Genomic DNA, 15,594 nt, shown 5'->3' with positions numbered 1-15,594 from the left:
TCCGGTGGACATACAGCGGATATTGCATGACCTGCTCCTTGGAGTGGAGCGCCGACAGACGCTCTCTGTGCAACGCCACGCCAGGGATGTTGGGTGTACAACCGACAACTGACTGAGTCCGCGTGTATGTTTCATTAGACGCTTCGCGTACGAATACGCAATGACTTTCTTGTGCCATTGCAACGCCATATCGAGGAAAGGTCGAAACCACTTACTTATAGAGGGAATCGCTCAGGCGAGGGGGCGTGTTCTGACTCGATCTCCGGTCGCTCGGGCCCCACGGAGCGCGTAAGGCGCTTACAGTGACGGACGACGCTGCTGGAGTTTGTGTTTGCTCAACCGGGCCAGGAATTCCGTCGATAGTGGCCTGGCGGCGATTCGGCAACGAGGTAAGCCCCAGCGACGGAGCTTTTGATGAAGCCATCGATACGAAAACCAGACATCGAACATATCCTTCAATGTGCGCACTAACTGAACGTGAATTTCGAATCCTCGACATTCGATCGCTCGTGTCTCGGTTACATGACGCTGCTAGCCAGTCGCCATCATCAGCGATTGCGCAATCGGGAGTTGAGGCTCTTTCGCTATAAGAGGCCTACACAGAAGATGAGACGAATTTTCGGAGCAATGTCATGGTCGACCCCACCCCCCAAAGCATTTTTGGCGGTCTAGCTGCTCTTTCTTCTTTATTTGTCCAGCGACCGTCGATCGTGGACCCGCCAGGTCGGGTATATGCCATACCGTCAATGGAACTGAGGCGGCCGGTCTTCTAACTGTATACCCTATGGGTGGCCCACCGTCTTTTCTTGTCTGAGCGTGGAGTGCAAGCGATAGCGAAGCTAGTGAAGCTTATGGGGGACCGAATCCAGCCTGCAACAGACGATCCCGCTCTTGAACGCCTGCGCGGACAGTGCACACACCTACGACTCGTCAGACGCTCGCTAGCGAGGGGGCCTAGAAAGCGACGGTCGCAATCATTGCAACACGGTGGTTCTAGCGATTCAGCGTGCGCCGGTTTTCTTTGCCCCGTGATACGCATTCTCACCAGGCTAGGCGTACACTGAATCACAAGGTGCCAGGACGGCGCCTTTATCACGCTTTCAGCCGCATCCTCCCCGATCCGAGATCCGCTGCTTACCGCGTTGAGCGGGCATTTCCATTACAGAAATCCGTACGAGGAGCAATGTCGTGCTAATCAGAGACGTAATGAGCGAGCCGGTCTCCGTGCAGGCGGAGGAAACTCTCGATGCTGCAGCCCGGAGGCTGAAGAAAGAAAATATAGGCGCATTGCCGGTATGCCAGCACGACCGCGTTATCGGAATGATCACGGACCGCGATATCACGATGCGCGGTGTCGCCGATGGACGCAATGTCGGTGAGATGACAGTACGCGAAGCGATGTCGGCCGAGATCCTGTTTTGCTTTGACGACGATACGACTGAAGAAGCCGCGAGGATCATGCTGGAGAGCCACGTGCAGCGTCTGGCCGTTCTCGATCGTGTCGATAAACATCTCGCCGGTATCGTGTCGATGACCAGGTTAAGCGGTGGCGCCTCCGAGCGCCGACCTTACGAGGTGATCTTTTACAAGACGTTTTTTGATCACCAGGGGCATCCGCATCACAGCGAGTTGATGCGTATTGCAGTGGCCCAAGGCACAAAGGAACAGGCAATTGCGACGGCCACTCGTCAGTTTGAAGAAATGAAAGAGGTCAAATCCTGGCAACAGCTCGCGAACGGATACGACGTCATCAGCGTTCATGTCGATGCACAAGGTGCAACAGTCGAAGAACGCGAGCCGACTTCGGAGAGAGAAGCCCGAATCTTGCGAAGGGCCCGAGAAATCTGGGAGCGCGAAGGTACACCGGAAGGGCGTGACGAGGAGATCTGGGGACACGCCGCCGGCGAGATCGACCGCGAGGACCACGTTGTGGAATGAGGGTTCGTGCGACAAAGACCGACTGACACTCACACTCCTTTGGTGATTGCTTTCCTGAGACGCTGGGCAGCCGATAATCTTACGGGCCGGTACGCCACCGTACCGACTTCCCGCCGCCACACGCGCACCGTCGTCGTAAGCCTGCTGTGTTTGCCAATCGCAGCGACCGAAATAGTTTCGCGTGAGCGGGCGTTTCTGACCGACTTGTCCCCCCATCCCCGAAATGTGCCCGGAGCGGCCGTCGCGAGATTCATCCGATCTCGTGGATTGCTTAGCCATGCCCGGCGCGGCGGGGCTCGCGGTAATCGCGCTGCGCAACAATATTGAATTTACCTGGCAATCCTATGTGTGGTCAAATCACGCGCATGGTCGCACGTTGCGCCGAAGCACTGCAACGATTAGCCGAAGCACATCCATAGAGCACGCGGGAAAGCGTGCGAGAGACACGAAATGTCAACTACCGATTCAATTCTGGAGGAGCCGCAGGCGTTCCTCCCGCACGCCAGCGTGGCGGCTTACGCCGCTATCTCCGGTATGGATGCCTATCGCGCGCTAGTCGCCGAGGCAGAGCGCGATTACCCAGGATTTTGGGCTCGTCTCGCGCGCGAAACACTGCAATGGAAAACGCCGTTCTCTTCGGTTCTCGACGAATCGCATGCACCGTTCTATGAATGGTTCAGAGACGGTACGCTGAATGCATCGTATAACTGCCTCGACCGCCATGTTGAAGCAGGTAACGGCGATCATGTCGCCGTGATCTTCGAGGCCATATCGCGTATGGTCCGATGGCGATCGGCGCGACTCAGGTGGTGTTCGAAGGCGTGCCGACCTATCCGAACGCCGGCCGCTTCTGGCAGATGATCGCGAAACACCGCGTGACGGTGTTCTACACCGCGCCAACCGCGATCCGCTCGCTGATCAAGTTGGCCGAATCCGATCCGAAGGTGCATCCGGACCGTTTCGACCTGACGACGCTGCGTCTGCTTGGCACGGTCGGCGAACCGATCAACCCGGCTGCGTGGACGTGGTTCTACGAGCACGTCGGCCACAGCCATTGCCCTGTCATCGACACGTGGTGGCAAACCGAAACGGGCGGCCACATGATCGCGCCGATGCCGGGCGCCACGCCGCTCGTGCCGGGCTCGTGCACGCTGCCGCTGCCGGGCATCATGGCCGCGGTGGTCGATGAGACTGGCCATGATGTGCCGAACGGGCAGGGTGGCATTCTCGTCATCAAACGTCCGTGGCCATCAATGCTGCGCAACGTATGGGGCGATCCGGACCGTTACACGAAGAGTTACTTCCCTGAGGAACTCGGCGGCAAGCTCTATCTCGCTGGTGACGGTGCGGTGCGTGACGAGGACACCGGCTACTTCACGATTACCGGACGTATCGACGACGTGCTGAACGTATCGGGCCACCGGCTCGGCACGATGGAGATCGAGTCTGCGCTCGTCGCCAATCCGCTGGTTGCGGAGGCCGCTGTCGTCGGTCGCGCTGACGATACCACCGGCGAGGTCATCGTCGCGTTCGTGGTGCTGAAGGGCGAACGGCCAACAGGCGACGACGCGATTGCAATCGCGAACGAACTGCGCGCGTGGGTGGGCAAGGAGATCGGGCCGATTGCGAAGCCCAAGGAAATCCGCTTCGGCGAAAATTTGCCGAAAACCCGTTCCGTCAAGATCATGCGCCGCTTGCTGCGCTCGCTGGCGGCAGGCGAAGAGATCACACAGGACGTATCCACCCTGGAAAATCCGGCAATCCTCGATCAGCTCGGGTGATCTTTCGCGAAGCTCGCTGAGGTCCCCGGATCGCTATTCATCTTCAGGAGCAGGCCATGGCCAGCGCACCGATCCGAACTACACTTGCGAACCCTGCGCCACTGGGTCTCGCTGGTTTTGCATTGACGACGTGGCTGCTGAGCATGATCAACGCTGGCTGGTTTTCGGGCGAGTCGATGGGCCTCGTGCTCGCTTGCGCGCTCGCTTACGGCGGGACTGCGCAGGCCATTGCCGGCATCATGGAGCTGCCGCGCGGCAATACGTTCGGCGCGACGGCCTTTCTGAGTTATGGGGCTTTCTGGTGGTCGTTCGCACTCTTCGTGATGTTTCTGCACGACAAAGTGCCAGCCGCGTTCGTCGGCTGGTATCTGTTCCTCTGGGGGACGTTCACGTTCTATATGTGGCTGGCCACGTTTCGCTCGCCGCGCGCATTGCAGGCGATCTTTCTGGCATTGTGGATCACTTTCGGTTTGCTGGCCGGTGGCGAGTGGACCGGTTCCGTCATCTTGCGCATGGCGGGCGGCTACTTGGGACTTGTTACGGCAGCTCTCGCGTTCTACTTGTCCGCGGCCGATGTGATCAATGAGGTGCATGGCCGGGTCGTCCTGCCTGTTGGCGAACCACGGGTATTCAGCCGACACGCCGTTGCGCTCTGATAGTTTTGTTGAACGATGCGATCCGCGCGCCCTCTTGCAGAAAGGACTCGATCCTCAATAGGCGAGATTTTATGGACCTGTTGGTCAGGTCAGACGGCAGTGGCTGGACGGTCACTGCGTATTCACGGGAAAGACGCGTTGAAGTGTCGGTTGCCGGATCAGTACGAGCGTCGTTTGCAAGCTTCCGCGCGCCACTGGCGCGGGAGTAGTCCCCCACGGTATCGATTCGCCACGATGCGTGGACTTTGCTACTTGTGGGGCATTTCGTACATCAGAGCGGCGATGTCGGCGTGTCGCCGTCTGGTCGCTTCCGTGACTGCGGATTGCGCTTGCCGGCTGGGCACCAGCAACACTGGAAGGCTCGCGCTGCGCACGACGCGTTCGGCGACGCTGCCCAGGAACAGACGCTTGAAACCCCGTCGCCCATGCGTACCAAGCACTAGCAGGTCTGCATTGAATTCGTTAGCCGAAATGCGGATCCGTTCCGGGATGTCTTCGCCAACCGGCGCGACGTCGGCGATCCGCGGCACGCCGACCACGTTCTCGCGTCTCATCCTCGCCAGTGCATCCGCCATCAGGCGCTTGCCTTCTTCAACGCAGGCGTCGCGCAGGATCGTTGGATCGTAGCCGAACGCGTCGTATGCCATCAGAGGGTTGGCGACGACATAGAGCGGCTGCAACTGCGCGTCATTATCGCGTGCGAGTTGCAGCGCGCTGTCGAACGCATGTTCGGCCGTCTCGCTGCCGTCGATCGCTACAAGAATGCGTTTATACATGTCGGCCTCCAGGAACTTGTTCCGACGGCTACAGCCGTCGCGGCATTGGATTGCGTGCGCTCAGAGCGCCGCAGCCTGAACCTTGCCGTCGATAGGGAGTCATGCGAATGGTCCTTGAAAAGAGGAGACGTATGCAGGCTATTGCGCCGTGCTCGGTGAGGCATGCATGCGCGGCCCAGTGCTATTTCAGATTGTTGAGCTCGGCGCGCGCAAGCGTCTCAACCGATTCCCACGCGACATCCTCGCGTTCGAAGAACGTGTCGAGTTTGACAACTTCATTGCCCTTTGACAGGCCCTTCGGGACGACACACACGCTCGCCACCCAACCATCGGCGATATGATCCTTGACGGTGATGTGAGCGTCGTGTGTCCTGCTTGAGATGATTCTGTCTGTCATGTTGCCGCCCGTCTGGTTGAACGACAACCACACGGGTCGTCGTCTGTGCTGAATGAAACTCGCGGCTCGTCAAGCACCGTCAGCGCCGCCAAATCCCCCGACCTTATGTCGTTTTCGACCAATGCGGGACCGCCCGGATCAGGCGAGCACTGCGTTCTGCGCGGCGCCTCACTCCAATGCGGCGCGGTCGCCGGCATCGGCATCCGACCAATAGCCGTGCTTGTCGTAAAACCGGTGCAGCATGACTTCGTAATCCCGGTCGACCGGTATCGAGTCGTCATAAGCGGGGCTATTCTTAATGATGTCGCGTGTTAGTGCCGTGGATACGGTCGAATCGAGCCAGTCGACAACGTCGATCCAGTGAATCGCGATCAACACGGCTTTGCCACCTGGCCACCAGTTGTGCGTCTCCACGACCAGGTAGCGAATCGCCCAGTCGGTGTCGTCGTAAATGAAGTCGGAGACGTGGCCGATGCTGCCGTCCGCTGTTTTGAGGTGGTATCCCTTGACCTCGTTTGTACTGCGCAGATGAACGTCCGCTTGCGGTTGGTTCGTATGCAAGGGTGGTCGCGGCGGTGTATCGAGCGGCGCGTCCGGCTGCGCTGTCGGATCGTAGGCTGGGTAGGCGCCCATGCCCCACAGGTTCGGACCGCCCCAATATGTCGGATAGCTGTAGTAGCGCAGATACTCAATCTCGTGCTGCCGCGATACCGGCTTGTGGGTGTCGAGAAGCGGACTGTCGCGCACTTGCTGCCGGGAAAGGTTCACTTGCACGACGCTCGATCCCGGGTCGGTGTGTTTCACCGAATACGGCGAAACCAGAACTTGCCGGTCGTTTAGCCAATTGCCTGTTTCGACCACCAGGTAACGCACCCCCCAGGAATCGTCGTCGAAATAGGCCTGGTTGACCGAGCCGATGTCACCGTCCACTGCATGCACGGTGCTGCCGTGCAGGTCGCTTATGCTTCGCAACATGGTTTCTCCGCAGTATGTTAAGAGGGGCCGCGCATCACGCCGCGCCCCCGGGTATGGTTTTCAAAGCGACGCGAGCCGCGTGACTTTGGTGACTTCGAGCGAAGCCCCGCCATCAGGCCATGATTGGTCAGCACGAAAGCGTTGACCTGACCGGTAGCGGTGCTCGTGTCGAGATTGCCATTCGGGCCGATTTTCAGCGCGGCCACGGACGCATCGCCAGCCGCCGACCATCCGTCTGTGCTGCGGAAGCGGTGAGCGACTCCTCGGTCATGAACAGGAATACGATCGCGCGCGATTGCGCGCCCAACTGCCAGCCGATCGAACCGGTCGCCGTGCTGTAGTAGCCGACCGTGTGTCCGCGCGACGCGCATGGAACCTTCGCCATATTGACCGCCGACCACGACGCCGGCGTCGAACACAGACGGGAACACCAGGACCCCGTGCGCCTTGTCGGCCGGTTCACGTGAGCCGCTCGCGATGTCATAGAGGCGTGCGAGCATCGAGTCGACGCCTGCATCGATGGTCCGGCGCTTGTCCATTTGTTCAGTGCGGCTCGCATCGGAAGAAGAGGCGGTGGTGCAGCCTGAGAGCGCTGCACCCAGTGCGAGAAGCGATCCGGGTGTGCTCCAGTTGAAGGTTCGTCTAAGCATGAGTTTTTCCCCGCCGGTCGACGATAGATGCCACTCTACGCGCAAGCGCGGGAGATTGCGGTACGTCAACGTACAGACGTCTGTCTATGTTCAAACGCACGATCCGCGTGAATCGTCGGGCGACTTTCCCGAGGTCGTGCGGGCGACGCGCAGCAGCCGCTCGCCGTGATCATCAGACGTTATCCACCCCACCGGGTTTTCGCATGTCCCGGTCGTTCTCACTGATCTGAACGCCAGCGTACCGACTTACCGAACTGCATTTGTGATGCTGTTTGAGCCGGCCCTACATCTTGCGAGGCGGGCGTTGGTGAACCACACGTTACTGGTGCTTTTGCAAGACCGCCTGCTGTTCCTGAATACCAGACCGATACGCGCGTCTCGTCGCTCTTCGTCGCCGAAACGCCCAGAATGGGGATCGAAATGTCAGCACATCTGGCGTCTGCCACTTCGATGGCGGACGGTTTTGCCTTGAACCGCCTCGTCGTGACGGACGTAATAATGGAGAGCTGTTCGCGGCCGACTGCGATTGTTGCCCTGGGCGATGCCAGCGCGACCGACTGCGGCGTCGAAGTGCCACCGATTTGCAACCAGACCTGGCAATGGTGGCCCGCGAGTTGCGTGGGCCGTTGACGCCATTGTGGATGGCCAGTCAGTTGATCCGCAACGCGTCGGCCGAACGCCCGGAGATACTCCGCTTGACCGATATGATCGACCGGCAGGTGAACGGGATCGCACGGCTGGCGCAAGATTTGATGGATGCGACCCGTGTCGATCGTGACGCGCTACTACTCAGCAAGGTCGACATTGAGATCGCGACTCTCCTGGCTGACATCTGCGAAGTCCCGGCAGCGGCTGCAGCCCCGAAAAATCAGGCGTTTACCGTATCGATTCCCGACAGGACTTGGCGCGTTAAAAGCGATCCCGTTCGTTTGACGCCGGCCGTCGGCAACCTGCTGCATAACGCGGTGAAATACACGGCGATGCACGGCAACATACGAATGACGGTGTCTGCCGAAGAAAACAATCTTGTCATCAAAATCAATGACGATGGTTCGGGGATTTCGCCTGTCCTGCTGCCGCATATTTTCGAGCTTTCACACGGCAGTGAGTTCCCGCTCAAGCTGCCGATCATCAAATCCGGCCGGGCTTTTTATGGCAGCATATAAGTGGAAAGAACGATTGCCGTCCAGCCGGAGGGTTACTTTGCAAAGGCGAACGAGGCGATGATCTCGAAGTTCGTGCAATCCGTTTCCCCCGGGTGTGCGGTAGCGCGATGTCATGCCAAAACGCGGGCCGGCTCCGTGATTTCGACGTGGCTTATAATTCATTACGTATTGGCCAGACTTTCAGCCGCGCGAAGATTGCCGCATGGAGTCGCGCTACGGCGCAGTCGGTAAAGGTGTTGGAGCATCCCTCCTACTATCCATATTTACCCGTCAGGAAATCGTCGGCGAAAGCGGCGTGGTTCCGGGCGAGCTGCGGAGAGTGCGAAATGGCTCAAGATCTGCCCCAAAACGAAAATCATCTGCTTGCAGTGTTGCCCGACCTGGAGTGGGAGCGTCTCGCGCCACACCTGTTAGCCGTGGATATGCCGCTCGGCAATGTCGTCTACGAATCCGGCGACCGCCTCAATTATGTTTATTTCCCGACCACCTGTATCGTGTCGCTGCTGTATGTGATGGAGGACGGTGCGTCCGCCGAGATCGCGATCGTCGGCAACGAAGGGCTCATCGGTATCGCGCTTTTCATGGGGGGCGAGACCACGCCCAGTCGGGCGGTCGTGCAAAGCGCGGGCAAGGCGTATCGCCTGGACGCTCAAATCCTGAAAGAGGAGTTTCATCGAGCCGGTCCAGTCCAGCGCCTTTTGCTCCGCTACACGCAGGCGCTGATCACCCAGATGGCGCAGACTGCCGTGTGTAACCGACACCATTCGATCGATCAGCAGTTGTGCAGGTGGCTCCTGCTCAGCATCGACCGTCTTTCTTCAAACGAACTGAAGATGACGCAGGAACTGATCGCCAATATGCTGGGCGTTCGTCGATCCGGTGTAACCGAGGCCGCGCTGAAATTGCAGGATGCGGGTTTGATTCGCTATAGTCATGGCCACATCGAGGTGCTGGACAGGCCGGCACTCGAAGCACGTGTTTGCGAATGTTACGGCGTAGTGAAGCGCGAATTCGATCGGCTGTTACCCGCTTTGAAAGCGCTATAGAGGTGGTGTGAGCTCGTCTTGAGGCCGCAGCCGCTTGGCGCCGCTCCACGACATGACAGCAACGGCAACGGCGGGCTGCGTGCCGACGATCGTCGCCACGCATGGTCGCGTAATGCATAAATCAGGGCGTGGTCGGTTTAAGACATACACGCCGCAGTTCCAGATATGGAATCGGATGGCACGCGACGCTTCAGAATCGTCTCGACACGCTACAGACGGGACGCGCCGACCATGGTCTGCAGCTGCGCAGCTTGCTCATCAAGCGACGCCGTTGCCGCTACCGCCTGTTCGAGCAGCGTCGCCTTTTGTTGTGTCGCTTCGTCCATTCGCGACACTGAGCGATTCACCGGTTCGATGCCAGTGCTCTGCTCTACCGATGCGGCGGCGATCTCTCCCATGATGTCGCTGACGCGCTGGATCGACTACACGATCTCACTCACCGGTTCGTCGGCTACGGCCCGCTGATCCGTCCCGTCGTCAGAGGGGGCGAACTATCCGAATATGTAATTGGCGTCGCCGGTAGGCAGGACACGCCTTGCGTCGAGACCCCCGCCCGGCGATCATCGGTCTGGGAGCGTGGCGACATGCCGGAAGCTTCTCATGCTGCATGGTGCGAGTAGAAGTAGTGGAATGGCCGCTATCGCGTTGATTGTGTTTGCAAGGACTTCCCCCGATCTTGACTCTCGGGGGAAGTCCTTGCAAACACAATCCTCCGGAACCTGACGGACCCGCTACGCGCACAATTCGGCCTTATGTGAAGCTTCACAGAGGGCCGAACAGCGGCCGTGCAACTCGCAAATCCGGATTTCCGTTCCCGATCTGAAGCTTGCGCCGCGAAGGACTGCTATGCAGCGCATTCAACCCGCGCGGCCGACCCGTTGAGTCCTTCGCGGTTTGAGCGAAGCAAACGGTTGAGTCACTGCCCCTGCACTTGACGCAAGGCTTCGACAACCAGGGCCAATGCGGGAGACGAATTGCGGCTGGCGTAGTACAGGTGGTAGCCGGGGAAAGTCTTCGACCAATCATCCAGAACCGAGACGAGGTGCCCTGCGGCGATGTGCTCGCCGACGGCATCGTCGGGAACCCACGCCAACCCGTGCCCGGCCAACGCCGCCGCGACGACCATCTCTCGCGAATTGAACACCAGCCGCCCCGTGACGTGCACATGGATGCTCTTGCCGCGCCGCTTGAACTCCCACGGCAGCAGCCCGCCGTGGGACGGCAGGCGCAGGCAGAGGCAATCGTGCTCGGTGAGATCCTGCGGAGTACGGGGTCGAGGATAGCGCACGAAGTAGTCGGGGCTTCCGACCACAACCAGGCGCATGTCCGGCGCAATGCGCATCGCGATCATGTCTTTGGCCACATCGCCGCCCAGACGCACACCGATGTCGAAGCGCTCCGCCACGATGTCGATGAAGCGGTTGTCGCTGCTGATCTCGACCTTGATGTCGGGGTACTGCGGCAGCCACGGATGCAGCCTGGGCCAGAGCAGCGTGCGCACCGCATGCTCGGTCGCAGTGATGCGGACGGTACCGGCCGGCTTCCCGCGCAACTCGCCCAGCACCGCCAGCTCGGCTTCTATTTCTGCGAAGCGCGGGCCGACAGTCAAGTAGAGCCGCTCCCCCGCCTCGGTGGGCGACACGCTGCGCGTGGTTCGGTTGAGCAACTTCAAATCAAGCCTGCGCTCCAGCGCGCGGACGGTCTGACTCAGCGCGGACTGCGTCACGCCCATCTGCGCAGCAGCGCGTGTGAAGCTGCCAACGCGCACGACGGCTGCGAACGCAGCCAGGTCGTCGTATCGTGCCATTGATTAGCCAATCTTATGAGCTCATGTCGTTCCAGCAGTATAGTCAATCAGTGACCCTCCGCCTAGAGTTCACGTCATCGATTCACGACAGGCAGACCCCGCAGTCAAGACACGTCAACTAGGCCGCAGCGGTTTCACTGTTTCGGCCCTAGGGCAAGCCCGGGTTCTTCCGCGCACGACGTGTCCTTGAACAGCCTGTCGGACCTGATCGTGAAGCTGGCGCTGTCGCCGACTCTCGAAGTGCGTCGCAGTCCCGGCGTGAGCCGGGCATGAAGACGGGTCGCGACCGTGCTCGCACGGAGCATTCCGCAACCCCTGTCCGGTAGCCCCCACCAGTCGCGTCACCCTGACAACTCTCGAAGGAAATTCACATGAAGCAACGCACACTCGGCCGCACCGGCCTGTTTGTCTCCGAACTTTGCCTGGGCACCATGACCTTCGGTGGCAGCGGCGCCATCGGGAGCCAGATCGGTGACCTGCAGCAGTCCGACGCCGAACGCCTTGTGGGCCAGGCGATTGACGCCGGCATTAACTTCATCGACACCGCCGACGCCTACGCGGGGGGTGTGTCGGAGCAGATCACCGGCCAGGCGCTGAAAAACCTGAAGGTGCCACGCGAGAACGTGGTCGTCGCGACCAAGGTCTTCAACGAAACCGGGCCCGGACCGAACTCCCGCGGCGCGTCGCGCGGCCACATCCTCGACGGCGTCAAGGCCAGCCTGAAGCGGCTGCAGCTCGACCACATCGACCTGTACCAGATCCACGGCTTCGACCCGGCTACGCCGATCGAGGAAACCGTGCGCGCGCTCGACCAGTTGGTGCGCCACGGCCATGTCCGCTACGTCGGCGTGTCGAACTGGGCGGCCTGGCAGATCGTCAAGGCGCTGGGCATCGCCGAACGGCTGGGCCTGTCGCGCTTCGAGTCGCTGCAGGCGTACTACACCGTTGCCGGGCGCGACCTGGAACGCGAGCTGATCCCGATGCTGAAGAGCGAAGGTGTCGGCCTGATGGTTTGGAGCCCCCTGGCCGGCGGCCTGCTCAGCGGCAAGTACGGGCGCAAGCAGCAAGGCGAGGAAGGCAGCCGTCGCACCACGTTCGATTTCCCGCCGGTGAACCGCGATCGGGCCTACAACTGCATCGACGCTATGCGCCCGATCGCGCAGGCGCATAGCGTCTCGGTGGCCCAAGTGGCGCTGGCCTGGCTGCTGCACCAACCGCAGCTTACCAGCGTGATCGTCGGTGCCAGGCGGCCCGAACAGCTCGCCGACAACCTGGCGGCCACAAACGTAACGCTGAGCGCCGACGAGCTTGCGGCTCTGGACGAAGTGAGCCGCCTGCCGGCCGAGTACCCCGGCTGGATGTTCGAGCGTCAAGGCGAGGTTAGGCGCAAACAGTTGCTGGAGGCGCGCGTGGACCCGTGACGCTCGACACCGAAGCAGCAAGCCCGCTGTCCGTTGCACGCTTGACTGCGTTCCGCTCGCCATTGAGCTGGCGGCCGCCCGCGCGGCGATTCTTGGAATAGAAGTCCTCGCCGAAAAAGTCGACGAGACTATTCGGATATTAGGAGGTGGGCATAGGACGGCCCTGCCACATCATCAAACACTCGAGGCTTCATTTGACTGGAGCTATAACCTTATTTCGGAAACCGAACGAAAGGTGCTCAGCCGGCTTGGTGTCCTTCGAGGTACCTTTACCCTCAAGGATGCTCAAGCTGTCGCTGCATCGGAGGACCTCTCCGTTCACGACGTAACGGAGGCCATCTGCGCGTTGATCACGAAGTCTCTCGTCGCCGCACATCTCGAACAAGGGCATGTCGAGTCCAGTCTGTTGGAGACCACCCGATGCTACGCATTGCAGCGCCTCGAGGCCAATGGAGAACGAAACGCGACGGAGTGGAGGCGAGCCCGGTACCTGTCCAAGGTGTTTTGCGCTATTCATGGCAACTGGACTAACGAGGCCGTTCGCGAGTCCATGGAGAAAATTCGTCTCCTTCTCGACAACGTTTGCTCAGCCCTGGATTGGGCATTCTCCCCCTCAGGTAACGCGCAAGCCGGCCGTGGGCTTGCAGCACTTTTTGGCGCGAGCCTCTTTGTAGCTGCCTCACCAATGCCACTCTCCTTAGCGAAGGCGAAGAAGCCGCAGCCGACCAACCATGACTGAACGGCCGCCCTTCGAGAGCGGTCGGTGCCATGCCGGCGATTCGAATGACGGCAACGGGTCGGGAGGGTGAGTTCGCTGATGCAGGAAGCTGCCGTCGGGTTGCTCGATGCCGCGATCGTCAGCAGTTCGCCATATTGCCGACGAAGAACCCAGCCAGCCCAACGTCAGCAATGGCCGAGTCGAACGCATAGGCTGTCCGACAGATTTCCGGACCGAAGCGGCCTCTAAGATGGTTGTCCAGCCGCGGCGACCGCCAAGACAAGTCGCCGAGTTTGCGCAAGGAGCGCGGCGATGGAGAGCGGCCGCACGAACCGGGATGTAGCATGGTTTAGCGCGGCCAGAACCAGTTGCGCTAGATTTCAGTCTGCTCCGAAATCTCAAGCGCGTCGTCGACTTCGATGCCAAGGTACCTGATTGTGCTTTCAATCTTGCTATGGCCGAGCAGCAACTGCACCGCCCTGAGATTCTTTGTGCGTTTGTAAATCAGGGTTGCCTTGGTTCGACGCATCGAATGCGTGCCCTACGCTGTCGGATCAAGCCCCGCGGCATCCGCCCATCGACGTATCATCCGGGCATATTGCCGGGTTGAAAGATGCGGGGACGCCAATAGTCGGCTTGGGAAGAGGCCATGCCTACGGCCGCACGGCCGGTCAGCAACAGAAAGCCGCCCGATGGCCCGATGGCCTACAGGCAATTTTCGGCCTAAGCTGCCGTTGGCACGACCATGGACGGACGGCGGCTATGGCCAGCATTACCCCCGTATAGCGCACGATCAGGTCGAACGGCAGCCTTTTACTCGCCCCAGAAGACCGCAGCGATCCTGAGCGGCAGTTCCGCATCGCTCTACGAATGACTGCTTTCGCAGGCGAAACTGCCGGCTCTCACTATGTCGATCAGCGCGTCTGAACAGGTCGGTGAGTCCATCATGCAATACGTCCAGTTCATGTCCCCACGTTTTAGCGATATCATTTATAGCGTCTCTACAAAGCAGTAGTTAATATAGGAAAAAATATCTACGGCTGTAGTACTAAATAAGCCGCGCTATTTCACGCCTTTAATCAGCCAATGGCGCACATATTCGAATAGCGTCGGGTGATACCACAGGCGGGAGGGAAGGACGCCAGGCCTCACGGTAACCCGACTTGTAACGGCGTCGTTGATAGCGGTACGCATCAGAGGAATGGCAGCCGCCAATTGATGGATAGGATAGGTATTGAAGTTATCGTCCTGCTCCGGGCGTATAGTTTGCTGATAGAGAACTCCGCCGGTATCGATACCCTGATCGACCAAATGAACGGTTACCCCGCAGTTTTCCAGATCGCCATTCGCGAGCGCCCAATAGCCGCCGTGCACGCCGCGATATTTCGGCGTAATGCCCATATGCGTGTTGATGAATCTGACGTCGACGGACGCCAGCACGTCCCGCGACAGAATCCTCGTTCCGTTGACAACCACCACATCGGGCTTGGCCTGCCTGAGCAGATCGATTGCCTGCTCACTGTTGATGCTGCTTACCTTCGACACCAAGTGCGACGGTATCGCGTTGCGATTCAGCGCGTAGCGCTGAAAAAGCTGATCGATGCGCTTTGCCGACAACTTCGCGGCAAACTTGTTCGCGACCACGAATAACAACTGGCCCGCGGTTCTGAACACGCCCAGCCGCGTGATCCTTCTCGATATCAAACGGGTCGTCGAAGGCCTGGCCTCCATGATTACCCGTTCGACATTCACGACGCCCGCGAGGCTGTTATACATCACGACTGACGAGAGTCCTTCTCCGCATAGCAATACGACACGCGGTTCATTGCTTTCCATGCGCCCCCCCCAATTGACTCAGTTCGCCCATGTTCAACGAGCGAAAGCCGTAAATTCTGTTGAGCGCGCGATAATGCTCGGCGATCTTCTCGAGAAATTCGATGTTTCGGGCGATATCTTTTCCGAAATTGTGCGGATGCCACCAGAGGTGATAAAGCCGTTTGTTGACAGCTGCATCCGTCATCGCTTTTTTGATGCGGCGCAGTCGCAGGCCTTCTAAAATAGCCAGCTTCCTGGCATATGGCCGCAGAAAGCTGCTTGCCGGAAAGTTGAACGGCGCGCGCGGGATGCACGAATCGAATGTATACGTGTTGTGCCCCGAAAGGTTCAGATATGCATCGACAAGACGGAGCGCTCTCTTTACTCTTCCCTGGCCTGCTGCGTCCGACGCTTCGTATATTCGGCCGGTCTGATTTCCCCTATAACA

13 protein-coding genes and 3 pseudogenes are annotated in these 15,594 nt (G+C 59.6%); 7 read left to right on the top strand and 9 right to left on the bottom strand.

What is annotated here, in order from left to right:
- Positions 1-1,206 precede the first annotated feature (1,206 nt).
- The 3 genes and pseudogenes from P0D89_RS45510 to P0D89_RS45500 all read left to right on the top strand — a co-directional run bounded on the left by P0D89_RS45510 (position 1,207) and on the right by P0D89_RS45500 (position 4,375).
- Positions 1,207-1,938: a CBS domain-containing protein gene (locus P0D89_RS45510; RefSeq protein ID WP_408365929.1), complete on the top strand. Its 732-nt coding sequence runs from the start codon at positions 1,207-1,209 to the stop codon at positions 1,936-1,938.
- Between the two features lie 450 nt (positions 1,939-2,388).
- A pseudogene (locus tag P0D89_RS45505) lies at positions 2,389-3,719 on the top strand (AMP-binding protein).
- 56 nt (positions 3,720-3,775) lie between these two features.
- Complete coding sequence (locus tag P0D89_RS45500; RefSeq protein ID WP_408365931.1) at positions 3,776-4,375, top strand: acetate uptake transporter; 600 nt, start codon at positions 3,776-3,778, stop codon at positions 4,373-4,375.
- A gap of 248 nt (positions 4,376-4,623) precedes the next feature.
- On the opposite strand, the gene P0D89_RS45495 is transcribed toward P0D89_RS45500, so the two are convergent.
- From P0D89_RS45495 to P0D89_RS45480, 4 genes and pseudogenes are all read right to left on the bottom strand, one after another.
- Positions 4,624-5,151, bottom strand: coding sequence for a universal stress protein (locus tag P0D89_RS45495; protein WP_408365933.1), 528 nt, complete (start codon positions 5,149-5,151; stop codon positions 4,624-4,626).
- A gap of 181 nt (positions 5,152-5,332) precedes the next feature.
- Entirely contained in the window at positions 5,333-5,548 is a 216-nt protein-coding gene (locus P0D89_RS45490) for a hypothetical protein (RefSeq protein ID WP_408365935.1), read from the bottom strand.
- 168 nt (positions 5,549-5,716) lie between these two features.
- Positions 5,717-6,523 carry a PRC-barrel domain-containing protein gene (locus P0D89_RS45485; RefSeq protein ID WP_408365937.1) on the bottom strand — a complete coding sequence of 269 codons (807 nt, stop codon included), beginning with the start codon at positions 6,521-6,523 and terminating at the stop codon, positions 5,717-5,719.
- Between the two features lie 60 nt (positions 6,524-6,583).
- A pseudogene (locus tag P0D89_RS45480) lies at positions 6,584-7,173 on the bottom strand (BPSL1445 family SYLF domain-containing lipoprotein).
- A gap of 599 nt (positions 7,174-7,772) precedes the next feature.
- Here P0D89_RS45480 and P0D89_RS45475 point away from each other — a divergent pair.
- Positions 7,773-8,339 (top strand): sensor histidine kinase, encoded by a 567-nt coding sequence (locus P0D89_RS45475; RefSeq protein ID WP_408365939.1) that lies wholly within the window; start codon positions 7,773-7,775, stop codon positions 8,337-8,339.
- A gap of 326 nt (positions 8,340-8,665) precedes the next feature.
- Positions 8,666-9,385: a Crp/Fnr family transcriptional regulator gene (locus P0D89_RS45470; RefSeq protein WP_408365941.1), complete on the top strand. Its 720-nt coding sequence runs from the start codon at positions 8,666-8,668 to the stop codon at positions 9,383-9,385.
- 209 nt (positions 9,386-9,594) lie between these two features.
- Here P0D89_RS45470 and P0D89_RS45465 read toward each other — a convergent pair whose 3' ends face one another.
- Together P0D89_RS45465 and P0D89_RS45460 are read right to left on the bottom strand one after the other, a co-directional pair.
- Positions 9,595-9,783, bottom strand: coding sequence for a hypothetical protein (locus tag P0D89_RS45465; protein ID WP_408365943.1), 189 nt, complete (start codon positions 9,781-9,783; stop codon positions 9,595-9,597).
- Between the two features lie 518 nt (positions 9,784-10,301).
- Positions 10,302-11,192, bottom strand: a complete 891-nt coding sequence (locus P0D89_RS45460; RefSeq protein ID WP_408365944.1) for a LysR family transcriptional regulator — start codon at positions 11,190-11,192, stop codon at positions 10,302-10,304.
- Positions 11,193-11,563: 371 nt separating this feature from the next.
- Between P0D89_RS45460 and P0D89_RS45455 the strand changes: the two genes are divergently transcribed.
- Both P0D89_RS45455 and P0D89_RS54840 read left to right on the top strand, forming a co-directional pair.
- Positions 11,564-12,613: an aldo/keto reductase gene (locus P0D89_RS45455; protein WP_408365946.1), complete on the top strand. Its 1,050-nt coding sequence runs from the start codon at positions 11,564-11,566 to the stop codon at positions 12,611-12,613.
- A 61-nt stretch (positions 12,614-12,674) separates the two neighbouring features.
- Positions 12,675-13,352 (top strand): winged helix-turn-helix domain-containing protein, encoded by a 678-nt coding sequence (locus tag P0D89_RS54840; protein ID WP_494478578.1) that lies wholly within the window; start codon positions 12,675-12,677, stop codon positions 13,350-13,352.
- A gap of 352 nt (positions 13,353-13,704) precedes the next feature.
- On the opposite strand, the pseudogene P0D89_RS45450 reads toward P0D89_RS54840, so the two are convergent.
- The 3 genes and pseudogenes from P0D89_RS45450 to P0D89_RS45440 all read right to left on the bottom strand — a co-directional run.
- Positions 13,705-13,977: pseudogene (locus P0D89_RS45450) on the bottom strand (tyrosine-type recombinase/integrase); the annotation flags it as partial.
- 416 nt (positions 13,978-14,393) lie between these two features.
- Positions 14,394-15,083, bottom strand: coding sequence for a formyl transferase (locus tag P0D89_RS45445; protein WP_408365948.1), 690 nt, complete (start codon positions 15,081-15,083; stop codon positions 14,394-14,396).
- Positions 15,084-15,153: 70 nt separating this feature from the next.
- Positions 15,154-15,594, bottom strand: a 441-nt coding sequence (locus P0D89_RS45440) for a polysaccharide deacetylase family protein (protein WP_459252681.1), incomplete at its 5' end; no start/stop codon positions are given.

Origin of the sequence: Paraburkholderia sp. RL18-085-BIA-A, from assembly GCF_046027075.1 — a bacterium.
In the GTDB taxonomy this organism is placed as follows: Bacteria; Pseudomonadota; Gammaproteobacteria; order Burkholderiales; family Burkholderiaceae; genus Paraburkholderia.
Note: the sequence above shows the minus strand (reverse complement) of the source record. Positions and strands in the feature narration are given on the sequence as shown.